This is a genomic window from Neobacillus sp. WH10, from assembly GCF_030123405.1.
GTDB lineage: Bacteria > Bacillota > Bacilli > Bacillales > Cytobacillaceae > Neobacillus.
In genome coordinates this window covers 151,222-177,234 of record NZ_CP126110.1, presented here as the reverse complement: position 1 = coordinate 177,234, position 26,013 = coordinate 151,222, and the positions used below count along the sequence as shown (strand labels likewise).

Genomic DNA, 26,013 nt, shown 5'->3' with positions numbered 1-26,013 from the left:
AGCAAAATGTGAAAAATCCATAATTTGATTTACTAACGAATAATCTCCCTCTATTTTCTTCATCCTAAAATTAAGGATTTATATCTGAAAGGAGCTTGAAAATGAGAGGAAAAAGGATGTTGCTCCTCCTGCCTATAATGATACTTCTAACAAGCTGCTCTTCTTCTAATGACATAAGCAGCACAGGGCAGATTGATTATGATCAAACGAAAAAAATGGTCGTGGATATTCTTAAGACAGATGATGGTAAAAAAGCCATTCAAGACGTGATGTCCGATGATAAGATGAAGGAAAAACTTGTTATGGACCAACAGGTTGTCGCTGACACCATCCAACAGACGTTATCTTCGGATAAAGCCACTGAGTTTTGGAAAAAGACATTTAGTGATCCAAAGTTTGCTCAAGGTGTTGCAAAAAACATGCGATCCGAGAACGAAAAATTACTAAAGGAATTAATGAATGACCCTGAATATAGAGGTATGATGATCGAGGTTTTTAAAGAGCCAGAAATCCAAAAAGAGTTGACGGATGCCTTAAAAAGCAAAGAATATCGCGAACATCTGCAAAAGGTCATTTCAGAAACGATTGACAGTCCGCTTTTTAAAGCGAAAATGGAAGAATTGCTCTTAAAAGCAGCAGAGGAAACAAAAGGGAAATCTAGCAAGGGTGGAGAACAATCCAGTAGCGACCAAAAATCTGGTGGTAGCTAATTATAAAAGAGAAAGGCCTCTTCTTAACATAGGGAAGAGGCCTTTTTTCTTTACTTTTTGAGCAGGCTTGCCACTTTTTCAGCAATTTCTAAATAAATTTTTCCAATTTGGTGATCTTCCTGATAAACGGATGGAGCAAAGTCATCATCGTTCCAATCAGGCTGGTCAAGCGGCAAGCGTCCAAGAAGTTCTGTATTTAATTCTTCGACTAACTTATCTCCGCCGCCACGGCCAAAGACATATTCCTTTTCGCCTGTGACCTTACTTTCAAAGTATGCCATATTCTCAACAACACCAAGTACCTCATGCTCAGTCCGTAAAGCCATTGCACCCGCACGAGCGGCAACAAATGCAGCAGTTGGATGCGGTGTGGTGACAATAATTTCTTTACATGCAGGGAGCATCGTATGAACGTCTAGTGCAACATCTCCCGTTCCTGGTGGTAAGTCTAATAGTAAATAATCAATGTCTCCCCATTCTACTTCATTGAAGAAACTGTTTAACATTTTTCCGAGCATAGGACCGCGCCAGATGATTGGAGCATTATCTTCAACAAAAAAGCCCATCGAAATAACCTGAACTCCAAAACGTTCTACAGGGATAATCTTTTCTCCGCGGACAACAGGCCGTTTGGTAATCCCCATCATATCAGGCACACTGAAACCGTAAATATCCGCATCAATCAGACCTACCTTTTTCCCTAAACGGGCTAATGCTACGGCAAGGTTAACAGAAACCGTTGATTTCCCTACTCCGCCTTTTCCGCTGGCAATCGCAATGAAGGTTGTATCTGTCGAATTGAGAAGATTCTTTTCTTTTTCAGGCTCTGAGTGACGGTTTGCAGCTAGCACCTCTTCTGAAAGCTGGCTAAAACGGATGCCAACGGTTGCTGCACCGGCTTCTTTTAATAGGTTAACAATTTGAGTTTGCAGCTGAAGCTGTTCGCTTGTTCCAGTCCTAGCAATTGCGACCTTTACACTAACATGGTTTTTTTCTTCTTTAATTTTAATTTCCTCAATTGCATTTAGCTCTGCTAATGTTTTATGTAAAAATGGTTCTTTCAGACCGCCAAGAACCTCACGGATTTTCACATCAGTTAACATAAAAAAGACACCTCACCTTATGAATTCATTTCCACCTTTCAGTATACCATAAGCCAACAAGGAAACAGTTACCTTAATCACACTATTAAACCTATAGTAAAATTAATAACCTTCACAACATAAAAATGGAAGGTGTTTCCACCCCCGGTTAATCTTTTTCTTTTAGTTCCTTTTCATTCGTAAAATAACGCATAATTCCATTATTTATAGATGCTGCTACTTTTTCTTGATAGGAATCCTTTTTTAATAATGCCTTTTCTGCCGGATTTGAGAGAAAACCAACCTCAACTAATACACCCGGCTTTTTAGCATGTTTTAAAATATATACTTGATTAATTGGCTTGGCTTTCCGGGTTGTATTTTCCAAGTTATTGCGCAGCTCTTCTTGGATAAATTTAGCCGCCCTGGCATTTTCCTTATGATGCGGGGCATAAAAGGTTTGAGCCCCTCTCCATCTTGCAGATGGAATCGCATTTAAATGGATGCTGACAAATAGGTCATTATCGGATTTATTGATCATCTTTAATCGTTTTTTTAAGTCCTCTACTTTTCTTCGGCTATAGCCCCTCGTATCACTGTCGGCTAAATCTACATCCTTTTCCCTTGTCATAACGACCAATGCCCCTTGCTCTTGAAGGTAATCTCGAACTTTTTTAGTAATATCTAGGGCTATGTCCTTTTCCAGGATTTTTCCTGTTCCTGCACCGCCATCCGGTCCTCCATGGCCTGCATCTAATAAAATAATCTTCCCCGACAATGGAAGATTCCACGTCTTCCATGAGTTATTTTCAGTAAAATCGTGTTGTAATATAAAAAATAACACAATTAATCCCACAATAAAGATGATCATTTTCCATTTTCGCTTTAACACCCAAATCATTCCTTCCCGCTCGTCCATGTTCAATAATATATATGGAACAGGGATCTTTTTTAGAACAGGAAGAAACAAAAGCGGAGACGGCTTGATTGAAATGTGGAGGCGACTGTTTTGGGACGAAGGCGTAAAAAATCCCTTACAAGAAGTCGCTTTTTGCCTTTTTCAGGAGGTGGCTTACGACTCTCGTCCCAAGGAGCCCGGAACCAGGCACGCTTATTATTGACCCAAGCCCCCTAGGCGCTGCAGCTAGACAGTTAACAATCAAAAGGAATATTTTATATCGTATTAATGAAGTCGGAGCTTGAGGCGTCTTTGGCCTTTTTCGTATCCCTCACGCCACCAGACATGGATATATTGTTCACATAGATAATAAAGCGACTCGCTCATCGTACCTTCTTCTTCACTTCCCCAATAGAGTAAAAAGTTGTATAGCGTATCAATTAGGTGTTTTTCTTCTTTAAAGCAGCGTAAACGCACTGCTTCCATATCTTCCCCATAATAACCAAACTTGCTGAATTTCGCCCCTAACAGAAAAGCTTCTAGGGCAACATCGTAACAAGCTTCTTCTATTCCTGTATTCATAACAAAGCTTGAGGCAATTCTTGTCGATCCAAAGTATTGTCGTACTCTTTCTTTCAACGTATTGATCGATAACTCCTTAAGGACGGAGCGTTCGTATTTTATTTGTTTTTCCCGTTTTCTTTCTTTAAAGGTTGTAATCACAGTCACTTCATTTTCACCTCTTAGAACTAGTTTTTATCCCGCGTTCATAAGAAATGCAACGGCTTGACTATTTTCCACTGCCAATTTTTATATACGGATACGATTATTTGACAGCTCCTCCCGAGTTTAATTTTCCATTGAGTAACGAAATAATTGGCGTCAGGACACACCCCCTATTGGCGACCCTTCCCTTTCTTTTTTTACTGCTTCGGGCTCCAATGACCCCTTTTGGCGACAATAGAAGCACTTCAAAACAAAACTCTTTACAACTAAATTGGTTCACTTTTTCAGTCAAAAGTTGTAGATAAAGTTCAAGCTTTTTTCTGAGGGAGGACTTGGAAGAAACCGATATGCTTAAGACATCAAGTAATGAAGGGGAGATAACATTTATGAAAAATAAAGTTGTAATGATTACTGGAGCATCTAAAGGTTTAGGTAAAGCGTTAACGTTGGCATTTGCAAAAGAAGGAGCTAAGTTAGCAATATGCGCTAGATCAGAAGAAAAACTGCTGATGGTAAAGGATGCAACTGAGCGCTTAGGTGCTGAAGTGTTGGCGGTTACTGCTGATATTTCCAAGTCAAGGGATGTGGAACGATTCGTTGCGATGGCGGAGAAAGAATATGGCCATATTGATGTCCTGATTAATAATGCCTCTATTTTAGGGCCAAGTCCAATGCCATTGCTCCTCGATTACCCTGAAGAGGACTTTTGTGAGGTGCTTCGAGTGAATGCGGTTTCGCCATTTCTCGTAACAAGAAGAGTGATACCGGGAATGCTTGAGCAGAATGTTGGATCGATTATCAATGTGACATCTGAAGCCGGTCATACGGGCTTTGCGGGTTGGGGCGCATATGGGATATCAAAATTTGCCGTTGAGGGTCTCACCCAAACGTGGGCAAATGAATTGAGTGAAACCAATGTCCGGGTCAACATGGTCGATCCGGGAGAAATGGACACAGACATGCACAAATTAGCCGTTCCAAATTGTGATTACCCATTGGCTATGCCGGAGGATGTAGTTGACATATTTTTATATCTTGCCTCGGATAAGGCTGCAGAAATTAATGGCCAGCGTTTTGCGGCCCAGTCAGAGGGTGTGTAAGAAGGATGGCAGCGACAAAAGCGTTGGATTTTTTTCTTCCCGATGAACTGAATGCTTCCCATCCCCCTGAAAAACGGGGCATACGAAGGGATCATGTACGGATGATGGTTCTGAGCAGGTCTACAGGACAAATCAGGCATGACCGTTTCTTTCACTTGACAAATTATCTCCATCCCGGGGATCTGGTTATTTTAAATAATAGCCGAACCATTCCTGCGGTTTTACAGGCTGAATGGCTTAGAAACGCCATTCACCTAGCACCAAGGATTGAAGTCCGTTTGGCAAGGCGCCGTGGTGAGGATACTTGGGAAGCGCTAATCGTAGCAAATCCTGTAAAAACGGGCGATATACTGCAATTTTCACCTGAATTGTCAGCAACGGTGATAGCTGAAAAAGAAAATTCCCCACTAAAAATCATTAAGTTTACTAAAAAAGGAACGGACCTATTCAATATCATTTATGCTCTTGGTGAACCGGTACGATATGAATATATTGATCATCCATGGGACTTGGATTACTATCAAACGGTTTTTGCCAGCCATCCGGGCTCAGTGGAGATGCCCTCGGCAGGCAGGGCATTTAGCTGGGAGCTGCTATTTAAGCTGATTCGTAAAGACATACAGGTTGATTATATCCAGCTGCATACAGGATTAAGCTATTTGCTTGATGACCAATGGATCCAGACACCCGAAGAGAATGAGGAGGAGTATCATATCTCTGACCGTACAATGGAAATGATTCTCGAGACGAAAGCATCCGGCAGAAAAGTAATAGCGGTTGGTACGACTGTAGTCAGGGCTCTTGAGAGTGCAGCTACGAACGGAGAGCTATCTGGATTGACGAATCTATATATCGATCAACATTATCCTTTAAAAATTGCAGATGGAATCATTACTGGTTTTCATGAACCGAAGGCCAGCCACCTCGATATGCTGTCCGCCTTTGTATCCGAACAGCATTTGTTTCAGGCCTATGAACAAGCAATTGAAGACTGCTATTTATGGCATGAGTTTGGGGATATGAATCTCATTATATGATCGGAGGCCCATACATGCGTTTTCACCATTATGCACTTGAAGTGAACAATATAGAGAAGTCTATCGCTTTTTACAAAAAATACTTGGAACTTAAGGAAGAAAAACGATTATTTTTCATGGGGGAAGAGATTGTGTTTCTTGCTTCAGACGACTTTAGGCTTGAGTTGATCTCTGGGCAACATAAGAACGATAAAACAACTCATATTTGTTTTGAGGTAAGCAACCTCCATGAAGTGATGAACCGTTTGAATGACATTAGAAAAATAGAAGGACCATACAAGCTTCAAAATGGCTGGGAGACAGTCTTTTTTGAAGGACCCGATCAGGAAATCATTGAGTTTTTGCAGGTAAGACCTGTTTAGGTAAACCGGTGCTACCAGTAGGAGCTTTCTCTTTTAGGGGGGCATAATGAATGAAGGACTTTTCTCTTGCTCCCTTACTGAGATTTGACCTTCATCTACCTTATGAAGGACTTTTCTCTTGCTTCCTTACCGAGATTTGGCCTTCATCTTCCTTATGAAGCACTTTTCTCTTGCTTCTTTGCCGAGATTTGGCCTTCATCGACTTTATGAAGGACTTTTCTCTTGCTTTCTTACCGGGATTTGGCCTTCATCTACCTTATGAAGGACTTTTCTCTTGCTTCCTTACCGAGATTTGGCCTTCATCGAATTTATGAAGGACTTTGCTCTTGCTTTCTTACCGAGATTTGGCCTTCAGAGCCCTAAACTAAGACCGAAATTTGAGTTGAAATAGAAAAGCCTTTCGATCCAATAGCAAACGTCTAATAATTGTTAATAAGCTATAATAACAGTAACTGCTTTACGGTGGAGGGAAATGAATGTCTGTAGAGGCTGGATATGAAGAAATCGGCATATTAAAGGAAATTGCTGAGCTTTTAAATGAAGGAACGGATACAAAAGTTGTGTTATCTGGTGTTTTGAAAAAACTTCTCCATGTGACTGGACTCCAAACAGGCTGGATTTTTTTAATCGATGAAAATGGCGGGTATCAGCTCGCAGCCGATGAAGCCCTGCCGCCTGCTTTAGCAAATGACCATAAACATAGGATGTGCCAGGGTGAGTGCTGGTGCGTGAATAAATACAACAATCGAAAACTGAATAAAGCATCTAATATTATGGAATGTAAACGAATTGAAGATGTTATTGAAGAAAAAGCTGGAGAAACTTGCGGCCTGACCCATCATGCGACCGTCCCGCTCCGAGCCGGACAAGAACGATTCGGTATATTAAATGTAGGTTCGCCAAACAAAACTCATTTCCAAAAAAATGAACTCGCTTTACTTGAAGCAATTGCCTATCAAATAGGAACAGCATTAAAACGAATCAAATTAACCCAACGGGAACAAGAAACAGCGCTTGTTGCCGAGCGAAATCGGCTTGCACGGGATCTTCACGATTCCGTTAACCAGCTATTATTTTCGCTAAGCCTAACCGCAAGGGCAGGAGTGGAGATGACACAAACCGATGAAGTAAAACAAACGTTTAGTTATATACAGGATTTAGCCCAGGAAGCTCTAGGGGAAATGCGTGCCTTGATCTGGCAGCTGCGGCCGCAGGGACTGGAAAATGGACTGGTAAGTGCTTTAAGAAGCTACGCTAATATGCTTGGCCTGTCGATTGAAACAAAGGTGACAGGAGCAGCCAGCATTCCTGGTAAAGTGGAGGAAGCTTTGTGGCGGATCGGGCAAGAGGCTTTGGCCAATTGTAAAAAGCATTCCCAGACCACAAAAGCGGTTTTATTGTTTCATGCTTCAAAAGATGGGGTGGTGATGACAATCAAGGATTCAGGCTGTGGCTTCCATTATGAAGAAAATCTTGAAATCCCCTCATTAGGATTAAAAAATATGAAATCACGGGCAGAATCATTGAATGGGACATTTCAATTAAAAAGCAAACCGGGAAGCGGGACAGTTATACAGATTCACATTCCTTTCTAGGAGGGAGATTTTTATGAATATACGCATATTAATAGCAGACGACCATCATGTCGTCAGAAGGGGCCTGGTCTTTTTTCTCCGCACTCAAAAGGGGCTTGATATTATCGGGGAAGCCGCAAATGGAAAAGAAGCCGTCGAGCTGGCAAAATCACTAAGACCGGATCTTATTCTAATGGATTTGGTTATGCCTGAAATGGATGGAATCCAAGCAACAAGGATCATTAAAAAAGAACAGCCCGAAATCAAAATTATGATGTTAACTAGCTTTTCAGATCAGGATCATGTGATTCCCGCCCTTGAAGCAGGTGCTTCCGGATTCCAGTTAAAGGACATCCAGCCCGATGAACTTGTCGTATCGATAAACAAAATCATGAGCGGAGAAAACCAGCTTCATCCGACAGCTACTTCGCATTTACTGGCCAATTTGTCCAATAAAAGCAAACAGGAAAAAAATTTGTTAGAGGAATTAACCAAAAGAGAGCTGGATGTTTTAAAAGAAATAGCTAAAGGAAAAAGTAACAAAGAAATTGCCGCCTCTCTCTTTATCACGGAAAAAACCGTAAAAACTCATGTATCAAACCTATTGGCAAAGCTCGAGCTGGCTGACCGGACACAAGCTGCCCTTTATGCGGTAAAGAATCAATTAGTAGACTAAAACGGATGTCGAGTAAGGATTACATCCGTTTTTTCGTGCCAAAAAAGACCCCTAAACCAAAAGGTTCGAGAGCCTTTTAAACGCCATCATGAACGTTTTAAGAAAGGAGTATAACATACACCTTCCTATATAGTCCTTACTGCAAATAACTATTCTTGCATTAGAAACTGAGCTTTACACATGTCTCTCCTAGCTAAGCAAACGCCCTTTTAACCAGGCACGTGGACGGTATGGACCCACCGGAATTTGGATTAAGCTGGTTTTCCCTTTCGAACTGATCCTATAAAGTTCATCACATTGGTTCACATCGAACCCTAGCAATGGATGCCCCCCCATCCCTAAGGCACACGCCACTAAGAGCAGTCGTTGCACGAGAATGCCCGCTTCCATCTGTTGAATGCGATATCCTCTATATCCCAAATTCTCTTTAAGGTGATCCTTGTCTCCAACGACATGCATACAGAGTGGAACTTGATACAGATTCACATTCGGCATTATTAATCCATTTTGTAAAGACTCCCGAAAATCCCCCTGAGTTATTCTCCGAAGTGCATGAGCGCTTTTGTCATAAACATAAGCACCATTTGGAACTCCCTCCACGTTATAAAAACTGCCGTATAAAGAAATTCGGGTCTCAGCATTCCTATGTCTGTCGTCAAGGTCATTCTGATACGATACGGAAAATGTCTCATTTAACAAAGTGGATAGTTGCGTTTGACTGACTTTACCCATCATAAAATCAATATCAGGAGAACGCCTCTCTTGGCAAATGGATGCAAGATCGTACGAAAAACGCTCTGTAAATGGCAGCATGATTACCTCCGAACCTAAGAAAGGCTTCAAATGATTATCTTTCTGCATCTTTACAAATGACCTTGTTGTTTCCAATATCGATGCTTCATTCATTTTTCTCAGCATCGGAAAATCAATAACTCTCTTTGAACGGTTATAGGAAACATGCTCCAACAGTGGCACTTCCCGACACAATTCAGTGGCAGAAACACTTTCCCTTCTAATATGATCGTCTTCAGCACTATTGTTAAGTTGATTAATAGATAAGGGGATAACGGCATATACACTTTCTTCCTGTTCGGAAAGCCCAAGCAAATGATTAATAGACCTATCAAGAAATTGGTAGCATACCCGAGATGAAAACCCCATCGTATTGGCCACTTCTAAAGATTGCCCAATTAACACACCAGCATCTAACCCTTGGAGTCTGTAGGAAAAATTATTGTATTTATAAAAATTCTTCCAAAATAACGTCGAGACAAAAACAGTACAGAAACAGTCAGAAAGATCACAGCTATTTCCAAGACTTCTTGATAAGTATGAATCGTAATTTCCTTCTCGCAGCAAGAGGAGGCGTTGGTGAGCCGCATCATAATGGTAAATTCCCATTGGCGTGTCCTTCAGCTTTACATACACATATAATTCATTGGGATATAACGCCCCGCCAGAGGGTACAAATCTGCGGAATAACTGGGCATAGCTCACAGCACCTTTTTCCTCGGTGTCCTCGATTAAAGCGATTTGCGAGTATTGAGTAATGCCGTATACATACCATAAGAAATGACCTAGCTCCTCCCGACTAGGTTCTGCCTTAGCTTCCCGTCCGCCCAGTGTTAACGGTACATCTGCGTTCAGCGGAATCTCTGGTAAGCCCCGGTACAGTTTATAGGGAAGTGGTGCATCCTCCCAATCCACTTGCCAATCTGGAGGAGCAACTTTTTCTGTATCAAAGTGAAGATGATGTACAAATGTTTCTAGCTCCAATCTTACACCTCCTACTTTTCAATTATGGGAATGGGTGGGGATATGGATTAAGCTGTTCATACGATAACGGCTGTTTCATAAATCCAAGTTTCATTGGCACTCTAAGGACCCTCTCCAGCCCTTTCACACGGGTAAGGTGATGTCCGAATGTCATCGGTAGCATACCAGGGATCAATACTTTCACACAGAATAATCCATTCCGTTTGGTTATCGGTGTCGTTTGGTCCACCACAATGACCTCCAGATCTAACCGGCGGAACTTCTGAAGAATATCCTGAAGATCTTCCTTCAAATCAGTATTTGCAGACGGCTCCTTGAACTCTTCTGCAAACGTACGTAATGGACGTTGATCATCCAATAAAAAACTCAGCCGTTCCTCTGCTTCTCGCAGCCCGTAGAGCAAACCATGGTCCTCCATGGTACGTACTGCGAACGGATTCTGTAACATATGTTCATATTTCTGCTGGTTTTCCTCCAATATTTCGTCATGCCTAACCATCATTCCCGCAAGCTCGTAAATTGCGCTTTTTACAGCCCCTACAGGATCAGGGTTAGCTCCGGCTGCACAAATGAGGTTTACACCCTTGGATCTTCTGTTTTTGGCTACTGCCCACACGCTTGGAATCGCATGTTCCATCGTCGAATTGAAAAAATAAAGATCATATCCCGCCACCTCACGTATACGGTCGACCATCAGCTGTAATTCTTTATCGTTAGCCGAACTAAGGTCAAGACGCGGAAGGCGGAGTTTTGCATACCAAGTTAACAAGAATGAATCCCGCTCGACAACCTCCATAATGGCATGGAAAATAGCTTCTTCAAAACTTCCCCCTAAGGCACATCCATTGGAGGTTTCATAAACAAAGCCCTCCCCATACCCCAAACTGTAATAGGCGAGTAACTCCGGAACAAGTATAGGACGTTCTTGTAAAAACGAATAGCCCCAGACCCAATTCATTGGGTCATCAGGATGAAACGGTTTAAACGGAAAATGAGGCTTTGCATATTGTTCCTTTTCATGCAAACCTACTCTTGCAGGATTTAGGGCATTTTGCTTTAAATTATGATAACTATCACGAACTACCGTCCTTTTTCCTCGAGGCTCAATCCCGCAATATCGTTCCAACCCCTCTAAAATGGCAGTCAGCTCGCTCAATTCATAAGAATTAGACCGGCCAGCGACTCCCTCGTCCGCTTCAAATAACGGCATGTTCACTAAAACATCAGCAAATGGCAGCGTGAAATCCTGTATTTTTCCATTCATGACACCAGTACGAAAATCCAGATAGTCTTTGACCAGTACTGTTTTAAATTCATCCATCGATCGGCTGCGATAACCACTACCATTAAATTTAGGACTAGATTCTAACCTAATTTGAGCTAATTCTGGTGTATCATCAGGTAATGGACTGCAAATCGGGCACAAGGGATTAGGCAAGAAAAAGTGACTAAAATTGGTTAACGTTCTTAGGTTAACAATGAACACTCTTTCTTCTAAATTGCTGGGTTCTCCTTGAAGAACCTTTTGAACTTCGTTACATATCAATGCTGCCATTTGTAATAGACCTGTTCTTGATACCCATGCATCTTGCATGATACCTTCTCCTGCTGCCATCCTTAGCTGTAGCTCCCACATTTCTTTCCGATCGGATCCAGCTATCATACGCCGTATGTCAGAGCAGAAAGAACATCCCGGTGTATCAGGGCGAACTAAAGGACCAATGATTCCCTCACCAAAAGAAACGAAGCCTCGAAGCCACGGGATACCTGCGTTCTTGTATTTTTCTTCCGCTTTTAGATGAATGGCAGGATTCCAGGCATCGTGCAACACTAGAGCTAATTCTATTTCTTCGGGAACCTCTTCTAATATGCTTTGACGCCTTACGAGATAATTGCCGGACAATTGATCAAAGACATAATCCGCTAATAAACCCTCTCCGTCAATGAGAATATGGGCGGCCATTAGGATTCCTCCTCTCGAACCTGCACACCATACACCCCTGCTAATTCCTGTTTTAAAAAAGGTTCGAAGGCAAGATCATAAATGAATAGGCGTTTACTGTTTTGGTTCAAGACCTGAATGGAAGATTGTAATAGCTCCAATTGTGTTATTTCTTCACAAGAAGGGATTTCGAGTTTAAATTCCTTTTCTTTCAAAAAAACAGTTGACTCCGATATCCTTTCGTTTGCATGTATCTGATTTTGTTTATCTAAAAGCGATTGTTGTAATGCACTCCGTAAAGCCAACGTTGTATTTAAACCTGTAGAAGTGTACCGACGCCCCTGTGACTGTACCCAAATTACGGGGAAGCCTAGTATTTCATTTTTTAAACCGATGGTCGGTGCACCGTTTAAGGTAGTCAGGGCATTTAAATAAAATCTGCAGCGTTGATCTTCAATTTCTCCCAGTTGTACTCGAAAAATAGGATTCAGTAGATCGTCCTTTTTATTTCTTAATTCTTTCTCTAAATAGGCTTGCAAGCCGCGACTTACTGCCTCCTCGATTGTTTCCCCTGCACCGATGCCGATCAAACCCCCTGGTATGTTTGCACCTACCTTATCTTTTTGATCACTACATCCCTTGAACATTTCTGAAACATACATTTCAATACCAGTCAGTCCCGCTTCCCTCTTTGCCTCCTCATGTGTAAAACCCGAACAGACAACCTCTGGCAGCAGGTCTGCTGGTCCCTCTGACACTGGATTAACCGCTTGAACATAGCACTGCGAAAGAGGAAGCTGTTTCAAGTTTCGCTCCTCCCAGGTATGGAAAATCCCTGTTTCTTTCGAAGTTAATAGACTGAAACATTCTAAAAGGGTAATCGAAGGTTCGTCTTTACTCTTTTCTTGTTTTATCCTTACATCAAGATCTTCTACCAGTCCAGAAGAGACACTTTTATTTGTAACCAATGGATGTGTGATGAATGAAATCCAGTCTCCTTCAAGCGTTTCAAGATCAAGTTTGTAAATTTGGTTACTCTGATTGGATCCTGCAATTCCTGTAGCCTTCTTGAAAAATTCGAATACGGTGACATTGGCCAGAATAGCTCCGGCAGTTGTAGAGAAAGATTGCGGCTGCCAATCTAATTGCAATGATGATTGATGGATTCGGCGCCAGGCTGACTCCCAGCATCCCTCTGATTCCGGATGAACCAATGGACCAGCAAGCCCCACTCGGTCTAAACATATGGCAGGAAAAAAACCTTTCCTTTGCTCTTTGCAAACCATATTCAGATTCCTAAGTTCTTTTACATTTCCATCCTGAGAAACATACAGAATCCAATCATATGGATGCAAAGCTTCTTTCCAAAAACTCCTTCCGTCCCTTTTTTCAAATGGTACCTGCTCAACCTCCACTTCAGAGTCAGCAATGTAGGCATTGCGTACTAACTCATTTATCCGCAATTCATTTGTAGGTACTGAATCGGTCAATATGAAATGGAATTTGGGAAGTCCCGATTCAATTAATGCGGCAGCCAATGAAACCATAAAAGATCCAGAACCGATAGCCAGAACTTTAGCTTGACGGTACTCTTGAAAACGGTACGCACCAGAATCCACAAAATTTTCAATAAATTCAATTTGTGAAGCATACTTTTCTAGGACTTTTGGGTTTAAATCATGTGTTCTATCTTGGCTAACATCTCGAACAAAGCCATTCCTGTACAACGTTTCTCCAATCTCATATACTCTGTTGCGATACGGCTCCGTTAATCCATCTGTTAAATCTCCCAATGATTGCTCCCCGTTAAACATCGGCACTAATTTTTCAATCCATTGGTAAATCGTATTTCCTTCCATTCGGAATGAACTTAAGTTATTTCTAAAATACACACCACCCTTTGGATCTGGTAGATAAAATGAATCCCTTTTGACCTTTAAACGTGTGGACGAATTAAGTTTTGTCATTCAGCTCCTCCTTAATTCAAATCAATCCTAATTATGCACTATCATCTTATGTACTTTTATTTGTCCATTATGATTAATAAGAAAAGCTCATGGCACCAGGAGCTGGACAATTCTCAAAGTCCAATGATATAAATTCTGATATTACAAAAAGAAGTGCCTCCTGCGGCACATGTCCATGCAGGGGGCACTTTCTGTTCATAAAATAACTATTTTTTTCTGAGACTCCAAAACAACTAAATAAAACCAATACCGAAACAACTAAAACCAAAGCCGAAACAGCTGAAACCAATACCGAAACAGCTAAAACCGAAACAGCCGCCACAACCGCCACAACGGAATCCTCCACAACCACCACAACGGAAACCACCACAACCACCACAACGGAAACCGCCACAACCGCCACAACGCATACCGCCACAACCGCCACAACGCATACCGCCACAACCGCCACAACGCATACCACCAAACACGCGCGGATCTTGGCTCTGAAGATCCATAGGAACTAACTCTCCAACATGGTAATTATCCATTCCCAACATTTGAAGATCATTTTGAAAATTCTGCATTTTTTCCTCCCCTTTGTATTTAATAATCAGGTAAACACCTGTAAGAGAGATGAACAGAGGTGATTATGTTTTGTATAAACGAAATCATCAGATACTAGGTGTACTCTCTTCAACAAGTTATGATTCATTTTAGGTCGTTGTTACTGATGTAAAAGCCTATTTCACGTTGAAAGTATCATTTTTAAGCATAAAAAAAGACCCCCAACCAAATCGGTTGAGAGCCTTTGAAACGCCAAAATTAACGTTTTGAGAACTGAGGTGCACGACGAGCGCCTTTAAGTCCGTATTTTTTACGTTCTTTCATACGAGCGTCACGAGTTAATAGACCTGCGCGCTTTAATGTTGGGCGGAATTCTGGGTCAGCTTGAAGTAATGCGCGAGCAATACCGTGGCGGATTGCGCCAGCTTGACCAGTGTATCCACCGCCGCTTACGTTTACAAGAACATCATAGCTGCCAACTGTTTCAGTAGCTACTAATGGTTGTCTTACAACAACACGTAAAGCTTCAAATGGGATATAATCTTCGATTTCACGACCATTAACTACAATTTTACCTGTGCCTGGAACTAAGCGCACACGTGCGACAGAGCTCTTACGACGACCAGTACCGATATATTGAACTTGTGCCAAGTTATTTCCCTCCCTCTTAATTAACCGCGAAGTTCGTAAACTTCAGGTTTTTGTGCTTGGTGCTGATGTTCTGCGCCAGCATATACGTGTAATTTTTTGAACATTTGACGACCAAGAGAATTCTTTGGAAGCATGCCTTTAACAGCAAGCTCTATCATTTTCTCAGCATAGTTCGTACGCATTTCAAGAGCAGTTCTTTGTTTTAAACCACCTGGGTGCATTGTGTGACGATAGTAAATCTTGTCAGTTAATTTCTTACCAGTTAGTTCTACTTTAGATGCGTTAAGAATGATTACATGATCACCAGTGTCAACATGTGGTGTAAAAGTTGGTTTGTTTTTACCACGTAAGATTGATGCTACTTCAGAAGCAAGACGACCAAGAGTTTTGCCCTCAGCATCAATTACGTACCATTTACGCTCGATATTGTTGGCATTTGCCATAAACGTTGTACGCATGAGTTTCCCTCCTAATTAAATCCATTAAAGATTATTATTTTCGCACCTTCATAAAGCATTCGGCAATCGATTCTGTTCCGGGAATCAATGTCGAAGCTATCCGTGCGCTTAATTTTTCAATTCATATATTTTCAATCACGATTAAGACTTTCCGGGGCTTTATCGTGGGATTAAAAACACACACATATAATATAATAAATACTTACAGTCCAATTGTCAAGAAAATGTTACACCAGGTCAGGTTGTTTTAAAAAATAGTAACTTAATTTATTGAATAACCTTTTTATCGACCGTAAAGGGCTCTTTTTCTTCTTAAAGAGATTTATGAACCAATTAAACTATTTTCAGGTTAACAGTTCCTATTTATAAAACACTTTCCAAAGATACAAACCGTGAGCTGGCGCTGTTTTCCCGGCAAAACGACGATCTTTTTTTTCAAAAATCACAGGGATTTCTTCAGGCTTCATGTCTCCTGATCCAACAGCTAATAGCGTTCCAACTAGAATCCGAACCATATTATATAAAAAGCCATTTCCAACAAAGCGAAGTGTAAGAATATTTTCCTCCATGATAAAATCAATCGTCTCAATTGTCCTGATTTTATCCTCCACTTCTGTCTTTGCTGAGCAAAAACTCGTAAAGTCATGAGTACCGAGGAAAAATCTACTTGCCTCGCACATAGCCTCCAAATTTAATTGGTATGGGTACCGATAGGCATAATTCCGCTGGAACGGATCCCGTATAGAAGATAAATGGAGCACATAGCGGTATTCCTTCCCAACAGCATCAAAGCGGGCATGAAAAGGCGCGGCAACACTCATAACCGATCGAACAGAAATATCTTCAGGAAGCATTGAATTTAAGGCGACTTCCCACTTTTCTTCCGGAATCGGAAGCGGAGAATCAAAGTGAATGACCTGTCCTCTTGCATGGACACCCGCATCTGTTCGTCCGGAACCGCTCACTTTTACCGGATTGCCCTTATGCATTGTTGCTAAAACAGCTTCCAGCTCTGTTTGCACTGTTCGTTTATTTGGTTGAACCTGATACCCGGAAAAGCCCGAGCCATCATAAGAAATGATGCATTTATACCTTTGCATGGTTTCCCTGCCCCATTTATGAACGTAGTAAAATTAAAAGAATCGTTAAAATAGCTAAAACAATCATCTGCAGGGAATCTGGCGTTTTCCAGCTCAATTGCCTGTATTTGGTCCTTCCTTCACCACCGCGATAGCCTCTAGCTTCCATGGCAACCGCCAGCTCTTCAGCTCGTTTAAAGGAGCTGACAAACAAAGGGATGAGAAGTGGAACAACTGCCTTAATTCGCTCCTTGAAGGGACCGCTGGCAAACTCAACACCTCTGGCAATTTGCGCCTTCATAATTTTATCTGTTTCCTGCATCAGCGTTGGGATGAAACGCAGCGCAATCGACATCATCAGTGCCATTTCATGGACGGGAAAACGAACCTTTTTTAACGGATTCAAAAGGGTTTCGAGCCCATCTGTGATCTCAATCGGAGTAGTCGTTAAAGTCAGTAAAGACGTCATTAAAATCAAAAAGAAGAATCGTAAGGAGATAAAGATCCCCATCCTAAGTCCCTCTTCATAAATTTTTATGGGCCCTAACTCGAATAGTAAAGCTCCTTCTTTTGTAAAAAACAGCTGCAACACAAGTGTAAATAAAACAAGCCATAAAACTGGCTTAAGTCCTCCGTACAAAAAACGAACAGGAATACGGGACATTCCAAGCATATAAAAGGTATAAATTCCGATGAGTACATAGGTAATCCAGTTATTAGCTAGAAAAATAATACAAACAAAAAGGAAGATGATGATTAATTTTGAACGAGGGTCCATCTTGTGGACCGTTGAATCTGCAGGGACATAGCGGCCAAAAATCATTTTTTCCATCATGAGCGAACACCTCTACTTAAAAACTCTGTAACAGCAGAAGATAACTCTTCGATTGATAGATAGATTTTTCCTAGCCTCAAGCCTGTTTTCTCCTCTAGCATAAGTTGGAATCGTACCACCTCAGGGACATCAAGCCCCATTTGCACCAAATCAACCGGTGATGAGAAGATTTCTTCGGGTGTTCCTTGTTTGACGACTTTCCCTTGCTGCATAATAACAATTTGATCGGCGTATCTTGCTGCATCCTCCATACTGTGAGTAACGAGTATGGTAGAAAGCTTCCGTTCCTTATGAAGCGTATAAAACATATCCATAATCTCTTTACGGCCGCGCGGATCTAATCCTGCAGTAGGCTCGTCCAAGACAATTACATCAGGCTCCATTGCCAGCACACCGGCAATTGCTACGCGCCGCATTTGTCCGCCTGACAAGTCAAACGGTGATTTTTCCAAAATTTCTTCCGACAAGCCGACTTGTTTCAAGGCAAGACGTGCTCTCTTCTTTGCCTCTGTTTCAGAAACACCAAAGTTCATCGGTCCGAAAATAATATCTTTTTCTACTGTTTCTTCAAACAATTGATGCTCAGGAAATTGAAACACAATTCCTACCTTTTGACGTACTTGTTTTAAATTTTTATTTTTCTGCTGTGCCTTGATTTCATGCTCACCAATTTTCACAGTTCCTTTAGTAGGCTGCAGCAGGGCATTTAGATGCTGTAAAACCGTCGATTTTCCTGAGCCAGTGTGGCCTATGATCGCCATATATGTGCCTGTCGGAATATCGATTGATACATCCTTAATGGCCAGCCGCTCAAAAGGGGTGTTTGCTTGATACCTGTACTCTATTTGCTGAAGTGCGATGTCCATAGCTCTGTCACCAACTCTTCTTCCGATAAATAATGCTGTGATAGTTCAATCCCTTTTTGCCGGAATGCTTTGCTCATTTTTACCGAAAAAGGAATATCCAATCCTAATTGAATCAATTGCTCATCCATTGAGAAAATCTCTTCTGGGGTTCCCTCGCGAAATACTTCCCCTTTATTCATGACAATGATGCGGTCCGCCTTTGCTGCCTCTTCCAGGTCGTGAGTAATCGAGATCACTGTTAAAGACTTCTCTTCTTTTAATACTCTTACCGTCTCTAATACCTCTTCACGTCCTCTTGGGTCAAGCATAGAAGTTGCTTCATCTAGAATAATAATGGAAGGTCTTAACGCAAGTACACCAGCAATCGCTACTCTCTGCTTCTGTCCACCTGATAGATGGTGGGGCTCTTGATATAGAAATTGATCCATCTTCACTTTCCTTAATGAATCTTCGACCCGATGTACCATTTCATCCCTGTGTATCCCATTGTTTTCTAGACCAAAAGCCACATCATCCTGTACCGTTGTCCCCACAAATTGGTTATCAGGGTTTTGAAAAACCATACCTATCTTTTTGCGAATATCCCAAATCGACTCTTCGTTAAGCTGCATCCCAGAAACAGTTATTTCTCCTTGCTGCGCAAATTGCAGACCATTTAAGAGCTTTGCCATCGTTGATTTACCTGAGCCATTATGCCCGACAATGGCCAGCCATTCGCCATCATAGATATCGAAGGTGACATTGTTTAAGGCATAGCGTTCCTGTGAATCGTATTGAAAAGAAACTCCTTTAAGCGATACAATTGACTCCTTCATAGATATTCCTCGTCTCCTCTCATCTTAACTCAGCTATATATATTTAATAATACAAAAAAAGCCCGCACCTCGTCCCCTGGCAGTATCGATTATACTGCAAAAAAAGATATTTCTACAAAGAAATGGGAGGAGGTGCATGAGCTAGACGAGTCGCAAAAAAGAATACAAGTATTCCTTCCGGGAAAGATTTTTAACACTTTCATTTCGCTCCTCTAAAGGAGTCACGCTCATCATAACACTCGTATGGCTTGGGTCGTACATTATTATTAATTTCTATTACAGAAAAAGGGCAAAGAACAAGTTTGTTTGTAAACTGTCCAGCGCCCTTGTTGTCTGTTAAAAGGTATTAAACTAACTCGATAATAACCATTGGTGCACCGTCACCGCGGCGTGGTCCAAGTTTCATGATTCGAGTGTATCCACCTTGACGCTCTTGGTAACGTGGAGCGATATCAGCGAAAAGTTTTTGAACTGCATCTTGACCTTTTTCAGCATCAGCAACTTCATTACGAACATATGAAGAAGCTTGACGACGAGCATGTAAATCGCCGCGCTTTCCTAGTGTGATCATTTTTTCAACAGTCACACGAAGTTCTTTCGCGCGAGTTTCTGTTGTTTCGATGCGCTCATTAATAATTAAATCTGTAGTTAAATCACGTAGCATAGCTTTACGCTGTGCACTTGTGCGTCCTAACTTTCTGTATGCCATGAAGGGTTCCCTCCTTTGTTGAAGTCATAAAACGGATCTTAGCAACGTAAAAAACTAGTCGTCTTTACGCAAGCCCAATCCAAGCTCTTCTAGTTTTGCCTTCACTTCTTCGAGTGACTTGCGGCCTAAGTTACGAACCTTCATCATATCTTCTTCAGTCTTATTAGCTAATTCCTGAACAGTATTGATTCCAGCACGTTTTAAGCAGTTATAAGAACGAACAGAAAGATCGAGTTCCTCAATAGTCATTTCAAGAACTTTTTCTTTTTGGTCTTCTTCTTTTTCGATCATAATTTCAGCATTTTGTGCCTCATCGGTTAACCCAACGAAAATATTCAAATGCTCGGTCAAAATTTTCGAACCAAGAGCAATCGCTTCTTTTGGCCCAGTGCTTCCATCTGTCCAAACATCTAGCGTTAGCTTATCATAATTTGTCATTTGACCTACACGAGTATTTTCTACTTGATATGACACGCGAGAAACTGGCGTATAAATCGAGTCAATTGGAATCACACCAATTGGCTGATCTTCTCTTTTGTTCTGCTCAGCCGGTGTATATCCACGACCACGTCTAGCTGTTAAACGCATGCGAAGATGCCCATTTGATGCTAATGTGGCAATATGAAGATCAGGATTTAAAATCTCAACATCACTGTCATGGGTAATATTGATTGCCTTGACAGGTCCTTCACCCTGCACATCAATTTCAAGTGTTTTCTCTTCATCAGAGTAGATTTTTAAAGCTAATTTTTTAATGTTTAAAATGATGGATGTTACATCCTCTACGACGCCTTCAATTGTTGAGAACTCATGAAGTACCCCATCGACCTGAATCGATGTAACAGCGGCACCTGGGAGTGAAGATAGTAGGATACGACGTAAGGAGTTACCCAAAGTGGTACCATATCCACGCTCAAGTGGCTCTACGACGAACTTACCGTACTTGGCATCATCGTTGATCTCAACCGTTTCGATTTTTGGTTTTTCTATTTCGATCATCAAATAACCCTCCTTCAAAACGTCGAAACCTCAATTAGATTCTATTGCTAATTGAAATTCCCCCATGTATACGTTCCCGTTTTGTGCACAACAACTGGAATAAGTTTCCTGTATAAGTTGTTAAAAATTAGTATCATATCCATTATAGACGCATGATACAAGTTCTATACAGAAAAATTAAACACGACGGCGTTTTGGTGGACGGCATCCATTATGAGGAACAGGTGTAACGTCTTTGATAGCTGTTACTTCAAGACCAGCAGCTTGAAGAGCACGAATCGCAGCTTCACGGCCTGCACCAGGTCCTTTTACAGTAACTTCTAAAGTTTTCATACCATGTTCGATGGATGTCTTAGCTGCTGTTTCAGCTGCCATTTGTGCTGCGAATGGAGTAGATTTACGAGAACCTTTAAATCCAAGAGCACCTGCACTTGACCAAGAAATTGCATTACCATGAACATCAGTGATTGTTACAATCGTATTGTTAAATGTTGAACGGATATGAGCGATCCCTGATTCAATATTCTTTTTAACACGACGTTTACGTGTATTAGTTTTACGTGCCATTTAAAATAACCTCCTTTGCCGATTACTTCTTCTTGTTCGCAACAGTCTTACGAGGACCTTTGCGTGTACGAGCGTTGTTTTTCGTATTTTGTCCGCGAACCGGTAAACCACGACGATGACGTAATCCGCGGTAGCAGCCGATTTCCATTAAACGCTTAATGTTAAGAGAAACTTCACGGCGAAGATCACCTTCAACTTTTAACTTGTCGATGATGTCACGGATTTTGTTTAATTCGTCTTCAGTTAAGTCACGCACACGAGTATCTTCAGAAACACCAGCTTCTGCTAATACCTTTTGTGCTGTATTTTTACCAATACCATAAATGTAAGTTAAAGAGATAACTACACGCTTTTCACGTGGAATATCTACACCAGCAATACGTGCCATATTTTAGCGCACCTCCTTCAAAATTAACCTTGTTTTTGTTTATGTTTAGGGTTTTCACAGATAACCATAACTTTTCCGCGTCTACGGATAACTTTGCACTTTTCGCAGATCGGTTTAACAGATGGTCTAACTTTCATTATTATCCTAACCTCCTTAGTAGTACGGAGTGCAAGCTGATTATTTAAAACGGTAGGTAATTCTTCCGCGTGTTAAGTCATATGGAGAAAGCTCTACAGTTACCTTATCACCTGGAAGAATTCGAATAAAGTGCATTCGGATTTTGCCAGAAACATGAGCTAGCACAGTATGACCATTTTCTAATTCTACCTTAAACATCGCATTTGGCAAAGTTTCAATTACTTTACCTTCAATTTCAATAACATCGTCCTTGGCCATCGGTCTCGTCTCCCTTCTCTTTTCAAAAATAGCGTTCATAAAAATGCAAGCGAGTCTTATTGTTCATTCGACATTATGCAACCTTATAATAATAACATATAACACTGCATTTTGTCCGCAAAGAATTTTTTCATTATGAGAAATAGTAACTTTCTCATGTCATTCTTGCCCAACTCTCGGTCCTGCATACTCAGCACAATGGAAAAGCCCATTTGCATTCACATACTTTTGAATCTTATTGGAGAAATTCGAGAGTCGAATGCCAGATTTTTCGAACTTTGCCTAACACCATTAAGCTAAGACCCCGAGTAACTGTTCAATATCAGCAAAAACTTTGTGAATATCTTGCTGACCATCAATCGTGCGGAGATAGCCTTTTGTTTCATAAAAAGTTAGTAGCGGCTCTTGTTGTTTGATATTGACGTCTAAGCGATTTTGAACCGTTTCCGCATTATCATCTGCCCTTTGATATAGCTCACCGCCGCAGCGATCGCATACACCCTCTTTTGCAGGAGGATTAAAAACTAAATGATAGGTTGATCCGCAATCTTTACAAATCCGACGCCCTGTCAAACGCTCCATTAAGATACTCTTATCTACGTTAATATTAATTACATAGTCAATTTTTTTATTTAAATCAACTAGTAAATTTTCTAACGCTTCTGCTTGAGGTACTGTTCTAGGAAATCCATCCAACAAAAAGCCTTTTTGGCAATCTTCCTTGCTTAATCGCTCACGAACGATACCGATTGTTACTTCATCCGGAACAAGTTCACCTTTATCCATAAATGATTTCGCTTGTAAACCTAGTTCAGTTCCTTCTTTCATCGCTGCACGGAACATATCTCCAGTAGAGATATGAGGGATGCCGTATTGTTCGACGATTCTTTCAGCTTGAGTGCCTTTACCGGCACCTGGAAGCCCCATTAATACTAAATTCACACGTGTTCCCCCTCGTGCTATAAATGGGTTTCAGGGACCCTTGGGACCCTAAAACCTTTTACTTAATAAATCCTTTATAATGACGTTTAACCAATTGTGCTTCAAGCTGTTTGTACGTATCAAGTGCAACACCGACGATGATCAGCAAGCTTGTTCCCCCGATTTGAGCTGATTGCGGTAAATTCGCTAATTTAATAAAAATAGTAGGAAGTACAGCAATCACTGTTAAGAAGAGTGCACCAACAAAGGTTAATCGATATAAAACGCGAGTTAAGTATTCCTGCGTACTCTTTCCTGGACGAATTCCAGGAATATAACCACTTTGCTTCTGTAAGTTTTCCGCTACTTGTTCAGGGTTAACTTGGATAAAAGCATAGAAATAAGTAAACGCGATAATTAATGCTGCATATAACGTCATCCCGAAAGGCTCGGAATAGTCAAAGTTTTTGATAATCCAAAGTGTTACATCATTTGTTGGGAAAAATGATGCAATTGTTCTTGGAGTTACAATGAATGAAACGGCAAAGATAACAGGGATAACACCAGCTGCGTTAACTTTTAACGGCATGTGAGTGGATTGACCACCTACTGGATTACGACCTGCCACAACCCGTTTCGCATATTGGATTGGTATTTTACGATTAGCTTGTTGGATAAAAATTACACCAACCACAATTGCGATAACCGCAAGAACGATTATTACAACAGTTACAATACGTAAGAATAAGGCCTCTCCTGCGTTTTCAAATTGCTGAACATAGATTTGATTGATCGTGGAAGGCATACCAGCAACGATCCCCGCAAAGATGATAATGGAAATTCCATTTCCCACACCTTTTTCAGTGATTTGCTCACCTAACCACATCAAAAACGATGTACCAGCAGTCAAAGTAACAGCAATTAAGAGATAAGTACCAATACCAGGGTTTTCAATCAATTGCCCATTGGCTAAGTTATTAAAACCATAGGACATACCTAATGCTTGAATAAATCCAAGTATTACGGTGAAATAACGGGTGATTTGAGCAATCTTACGACGGCCCGCTTCCCCTTGTTTGGACCATTCCGTGAATTTCGGAACAACATCCATTTGTAAAAGCTGAATGATAATTGATGCTGTAATATACGGCATGATACCCATTGCAAAGATGGAGAATTGTTTTAATGCTCCACCGCCAAAGGTATTTAAGATGCCAAATACACTTAGCTTATCTTGACTGGCAAGTACATCAGCATTTACATTCGGTACAGGAATAAATGTACCAAGTCGAAATATGACTAACATTAAAAGGGTGAATATGATCTTACGTCTTATATCACCCACGCGCATAAAATTGGAGATTGTACGGAACATTAAATCACCTCAATAGTTCCACCAGCAGCTTCGATCGCTTCCTTAGCAGCAGAGGAGAATTTGTTAGCTTTTACAGTCAACTTTTTCTCAACGTTCCCTTTAGCAAGAATCTTGATTCCTGCTTTTTCGTTACTTACAACGCCTGTTTCGATAAGAAGCTCTGGAGTAACTTCTGTACCTTCTTCAAAGCGATTTAATGCATCAAGATTGACAACAGCATATTCTTTACGGCTGATGTTGGTAAAACCACGTTTTGGTAAACGACGATATAAAGGTGTTTGACCACCTTCAAAACCAACGCGAACACCGCCGCCAGAACGAGCATTTTGACCTTTATGACCTTTACCTGCTGTTTTTCCTTGACCAGAACCGATCCCGCGACCTAAACGTTTACGTTCTTGACGAGAACCTTCGGCAGGTTGTAATTCATGAAGTTTCATATTGGCACCTCCTTATGAAAGAAAAGAATCAATTATTGTTCTTTAACTGTTACAAGGTGAGCAACTTTGTTAATCATACCGCGAATCGCAGCGTTATCTTGATGCTCAACTGTTTGATTTAATTTACGTAATCCTAGCGCTTTAACTGTTTCACGTTGGTCCTCAGGGCGACCAATTACGCTGCGGTTGAGGGTAATTAAAAGTTTCGCCATTTGATTTCCCCCCTTATCCTAACAGTTCTTCTACTGATTTACCACGTAATTTTGCTACGTCTTCAGCACGTTTTAATTGTTTCAAACCATCAACTGTTGCACGAACCATGTTGATTGGAGTGTTTGTTCCTAATGATTTAGAAAGGATATCTGCTACCCCGCCTAACTCAAGAACAGCACGAACTGGACCGCCGGCGATAACTCCTGTACCTTCAGAAGCAGGCTTTAGAAGGATTTCACCAGCACCAAAACGTCCAATTACTTGGTGAGGAATTGATGTTCCAACCATTGGTACTTCTACTAAGTTTTTCTTTGCATCTTCGATGGCTTTGCGGATTGCATCTGGTACTTCTTGTGCTTTACCAGTGCCGAAACCTACATGACCGTTTTTGTCCCCAACTACTACAAGAGCAGAGAAACGGAAACGACGTCCACCTTTAACAACCTTCGCAACACGGTTAACCGTAACTACGCGTTCTTCTAGTTCAAGTTTGTTTGGATCAATACGACGCATCTTTTTGTGTCCCTCCTTTGTCTATTAAAATTGTAAGCCGTTTTCACGGGCAGCATCAGCTAATGCTTGCACACGTCCGTGGTATAGGTATCCTCCACGATCAAAGACAACAGAAGTGATACCTTTTTCTACCGCACGTTTAGCGACTAATTCTCCGACCTTTTGTGCAGCTTCAACGTTTCTTGTAGATTCAAGACCAAAATCTTTTTCTATTGTAGAAGCACTTGCTAAAGTTACTCCATTCATGTCATCGATCACTTGTGCATAAATGTGTTGGTTTGAACGAAACACATTTAGACGAGGACGAGCTGAAGTACCGCTAAGTTTCGCACGAACACGAGCATGTCTTTTCTTGCGAGTAGCGTTTTTATCAAGCTTCGTAATCATTTACG

At 41.2% G+C, this 26,013-nt stretch carries 31 protein-coding genes; 6 read left to right on the top strand and 25 right to left on the bottom strand.

Annotated features, from left to right (window positions below):
- Positions 1 to 101: 101 nt before the first annotated feature.
- Positions 102 to 710 (top strand): spore germination lipoprotein GerD, encoded by a 609-nt coding sequence (gerD, locus tag QNH20_RS00940; protein ID WP_283921097.1) that lies wholly within the window; start codon positions 102 to 104, stop codon positions 708 to 710.
- A 50-nt stretch (positions 711 to 760) separates the two neighbouring features.
- Here gerD and QNH20_RS00935 read toward each other — a convergent pair whose 3' ends face one another.
- The 3 genes from QNH20_RS00935 to QNH20_RS00925 form a co-directional block, all read right to left on the bottom strand.
- Positions 761 to 1,813, bottom strand: a complete 1,053-nt coding sequence (locus QNH20_RS00935) for an Mrp/NBP35 family ATP-binding protein (protein ID WP_283921096.1) — start codon at positions 1,811 to 1,813, stop codon at positions 761 to 763.
- A 148-nt stretch (positions 1,814 to 1,961) separates the two neighbouring features.
- Positions 1,962 to 2,693 (bottom strand): N-acetylmuramoyl-L-alanine amidase CwlD, encoded by a 732-nt coding sequence (cwlD, locus tag QNH20_RS00930; RefSeq protein ID WP_283921095.1) that lies wholly within the window; start codon positions 2,691 to 2,693, stop codon positions 1,962 to 1,964.
- Positions 2,694 to 2,975: 282 nt separating this feature from the next.
- Entirely contained in the window at positions 2,976 to 3,419 is a 444-nt protein-coding gene (locus QNH20_RS00925; RefSeq protein WP_283921094.1) for a YbaK family protein, read from the bottom strand.
- A 383-nt stretch (positions 3,420 to 3,802) separates the two neighbouring features.
- Here QNH20_RS00925 and QNH20_RS00920 point away from each other — a divergent pair, with 383 nt between their 5' ends.
- The 5 genes from QNH20_RS00920 to QNH20_RS00900 all read left to right on the top strand — a co-directional run bounded on the left by QNH20_RS00920 (position 3,803) and on the right by QNH20_RS00900 (position 8,165).
- Entirely contained in the window at positions 3,803 to 4,516 is a 714-nt protein-coding gene (locus QNH20_RS00920) for an SDR family NAD(P)-dependent oxidoreductase (RefSeq protein ID WP_283921093.1), read from the top strand.
- A 5-nt stretch (positions 4,517 to 4,521) separates the two neighbouring features.
- Positions 4,522 to 5,553, top strand: a complete 1,032-nt coding sequence (locus tag QNH20_RS00915) for an S-adenosylmethionine:tRNA ribosyltransferase-isomerase (RefSeq protein WP_283921092.1) — start codon at positions 4,522 to 4,524, stop codon at positions 5,551 to 5,553.
- Between the two features lie 14 nt (positions 5,554 to 5,567).
- The gene (locus QNH20_RS00910) at positions 5,568 to 5,915 is read left to right on the top strand and encodes a VOC family protein (protein ID WP_283921091.1); all 348 of its coding nucleotides are present in this window, start codon (positions 5,568 to 5,570) and stop codon (positions 5,913 to 5,915) included.
- 476 nt (positions 5,916 to 6,391) lie between these two features.
- Positions 6,392 to 7,510, top strand: coding sequence for a GAF domain-containing sensor histidine kinase (locus QNH20_RS00905; protein ID WP_283921090.1), 1,119 nt, complete (start codon positions 6,392 to 6,394; stop codon positions 7,508 to 7,510).
- A 13-nt stretch (positions 7,511 to 7,523) separates the two neighbouring features.
- Positions 7,524 to 8,165 carry a response regulator gene (locus QNH20_RS00900; RefSeq protein WP_283921089.1) on the top strand — a complete coding sequence of 214 codons (642 nt, stop codon included), beginning with the start codon at positions 7,524 to 7,526 and terminating at the stop codon, positions 8,163 to 8,165.
- A 189-nt stretch (positions 8,166 to 8,354) separates the two neighbouring features.
- Here QNH20_RS00900 and QNH20_RS00895 read toward each other — a convergent pair whose 3' ends face one another.
- The 22 genes from QNH20_RS00895 to rplR all read right to left on the bottom strand — a co-directional run bounded on the left by QNH20_RS00895 (position 8,355) and on the right by rplR (position 26,008).
- Positions 8,355 to 9,941, bottom strand: a complete 1,587-nt coding sequence (locus tag QNH20_RS00895; RefSeq protein ID WP_283921088.1) for a SagB family peptide dehydrogenase — start codon at positions 9,939 to 9,941, stop codon at positions 8,355 to 8,357.
- Positions 9,942 to 9,963: 22 nt separating this feature from the next.
- Entirely contained in the window at positions 9,964 to 11,904 is a 1,941-nt protein-coding gene (locus QNH20_RS00890; protein ID WP_283921087.1) for a TOMM precursor leader peptide-binding protein, read from the bottom strand.
- Complete coding sequence (locus tag QNH20_RS00885; RefSeq protein ID WP_283921086.1) at positions 11,904 to 13,850, bottom strand: putative thiazole-containing bacteriocin maturation protein; 1,947 nt, start codon at positions 13,848 to 13,850, stop codon at positions 11,904 to 11,906. The genes QNH20_RS00890 and QNH20_RS00885 overlap by 1 nt, the downstream gene beginning before the upstream one ends.
- A 233-nt stretch (positions 13,851 to 14,083) precedes the next feature.
- Positions 14,084 to 14,380 carry a hypothetical protein gene (locus QNH20_RS27015; RefSeq protein WP_481858082.1) on the bottom strand — a complete coding sequence of 99 codons (297 nt, stop codon included), beginning with the start codon at positions 14,378 to 14,380 and terminating at the stop codon, positions 14,084 to 14,086.
- A 274-nt stretch (positions 14,381 to 14,654) separates the two neighbouring features.
- Positions 14,655 to 15,047 carry a 30S ribosomal protein S9 gene (gene rpsI / locus QNH20_RS00875; RefSeq protein WP_098533175.1) on the bottom strand — a complete coding sequence of 131 codons (393 nt, stop codon included), beginning with the start codon at positions 15,045 to 15,047 and terminating at the stop codon, positions 14,655 to 14,657.
- A gap of 20 nt (positions 15,048 to 15,067) precedes the next feature.
- Positions 15,068 to 15,505: a 50S ribosomal protein L13 gene (gene rplM / locus QNH20_RS00870; protein WP_283921084.1), complete on the bottom strand. Its 438-nt coding sequence runs from the start codon at positions 15,503 to 15,505 to the stop codon at positions 15,068 to 15,070.
- Between the two features lie 359 nt (positions 15,506 to 15,864).
- Complete coding sequence (gene truA, locus QNH20_RS00865; RefSeq protein WP_283921083.1) at positions 15,865 to 16,605, bottom strand: tRNA pseudouridine(38-40) synthase TruA; 741 nt, start codon at positions 16,603 to 16,605, stop codon at positions 15,865 to 15,867.
- 16 nt (positions 16,606 to 16,621) lie between these two features.
- Positions 16,622 to 17,419, bottom strand: coding sequence for an energy-coupling factor transporter transmembrane component T family protein (locus tag QNH20_RS00860; protein WP_283921082.1), 798 nt, complete (start codon positions 17,417 to 17,419; stop codon positions 16,622 to 16,624).
- Positions 17,416 to 18,285 carry an energy-coupling factor ABC transporter ATP-binding protein gene (locus tag QNH20_RS00855; RefSeq protein ID WP_283921081.1) on the bottom strand — a complete coding sequence of 290 codons (870 nt, stop codon included), beginning with the start codon at positions 18,283 to 18,285 and terminating at the stop codon, positions 17,416 to 17,418. Before QNH20_RS00855 ends, QNH20_RS00860 begins: the two co-directional genes overlap by 4 nt.
- On the bottom strand, positions 18,261 to 19,100 hold the full coding sequence (locus tag QNH20_RS00850) for an energy-coupling factor ABC transporter ATP-binding protein (protein ID WP_283921080.1): 840 nt from the start codon (positions 19,098 to 19,100) through the stop codon (positions 18,261 to 18,263). Before QNH20_RS00850 ends, QNH20_RS00855 begins: the two co-directional genes overlap by 25 nt.
- 346 nt (positions 19,101 to 19,446) lie before the next feature.
- A complete protein-coding gene (gene rplQ / locus QNH20_RS00845) occupies positions 19,447 to 19,809 on the bottom strand; it encodes a 50S ribosomal protein L17 (protein WP_283921079.1) in 363 nt (120 codons plus the stop codon).
- A gap of 54 nt (positions 19,810 to 19,863) precedes the next feature.
- On the bottom strand, positions 19,864 to 20,808 hold the full coding sequence (locus tag QNH20_RS00840; RefSeq protein WP_283921078.1) for a DNA-directed RNA polymerase subunit alpha: 945 nt from the start codon (positions 20,806 to 20,808) through the stop codon (positions 19,864 to 19,866).
- Positions 20,809 to 20,985: 177 nt separating this feature from the next.
- Entirely contained in the window at positions 20,986 to 21,375 is a 390-nt protein-coding gene (rpsK, locus tag QNH20_RS00835) for a 30S ribosomal protein S11 (RefSeq protein WP_026574109.1), read from the bottom strand.
- A 22-nt stretch (positions 21,376 to 21,397) separates the two neighbouring features.
- A complete protein-coding gene (gene rpsM, locus QNH20_RS00830; protein ID WP_071355923.1) occupies positions 21,398 to 21,763 on the bottom strand; it encodes a 30S ribosomal protein S13 in 366 nt (121 codons plus the stop codon).
- A 23-nt stretch (positions 21,764 to 21,786) separates the two neighbouring features.
- Positions 21,787 to 21,900, bottom strand: coding sequence for a 50S ribosomal protein L36 (gene rpmJ, locus QNH20_RS00825; RefSeq protein ID WP_000868344.1), 114 nt, complete (start codon positions 21,898 to 21,900; stop codon positions 21,787 to 21,789).
- A gap of 40 nt (positions 21,901 to 21,940) precedes the next feature.
- Entirely contained in the window at positions 21,941 to 22,159 is a 219-nt protein-coding gene (infA, locus tag QNH20_RS00820) for a translation initiation factor IF-1 (RefSeq protein WP_007085268.1), read from the bottom strand.
- Between the two features lie 291 nt (positions 22,160 to 22,450).
- Positions 22,451 to 23,101: an adenylate kinase gene (locus QNH20_RS00815; protein ID WP_283921077.1), complete on the bottom strand. Its 651-nt coding sequence runs from the start codon at positions 23,099 to 23,101 to the stop codon at positions 22,451 to 22,453.
- Positions 23,102 to 23,159: 58 nt separating this feature from the next.
- On the bottom strand, positions 23,160 to 24,455 hold the full coding sequence (gene secY, locus QNH20_RS00810) for a preprotein translocase subunit SecY (RefSeq protein WP_283921076.1): 1,296 nt from the start codon (positions 24,453 to 24,455) through the stop codon (positions 23,160 to 23,162).
- A complete protein-coding gene (rplO, locus tag QNH20_RS00805) occupies positions 24,455 to 24,895 on the bottom strand; it encodes a 50S ribosomal protein L15 (protein WP_283921075.1) in 441 nt (146 codons plus the stop codon). The genes secY and rplO overlap by 1 nt, the downstream gene beginning before the upstream one ends.
- A 32-nt stretch (positions 24,896 to 24,927) precedes the next feature.
- Entirely contained in the window at positions 24,928 to 25,107 is a 180-nt protein-coding gene (gene rpmD, locus QNH20_RS00800; protein WP_098533198.1) for a 50S ribosomal protein L30, read from the bottom strand.
- Between the two features lie 13 nt (positions 25,108 to 25,120).
- Positions 25,121 to 25,621 carry a 30S ribosomal protein S5 gene (rpsE, locus tag QNH20_RS00795; protein ID WP_283921074.1) on the bottom strand — a complete coding sequence of 167 codons (501 nt, stop codon included), beginning with the start codon at positions 25,619 to 25,621 and terminating at the stop codon, positions 25,121 to 25,123.
- Positions 25,622 to 25,645: 24 nt separating this feature from the next.
- Positions 25,646 to 26,008: a 50S ribosomal protein L18 gene (rplR, locus tag QNH20_RS00790; RefSeq protein WP_283921073.1), complete on the bottom strand. Its 363-nt coding sequence runs from the start codon at positions 26,006 to 26,008 to the stop codon at positions 25,646 to 25,648.
- Between the last annotated feature and the right edge of the window lie 5 nt (positions 26,009 to 26,013).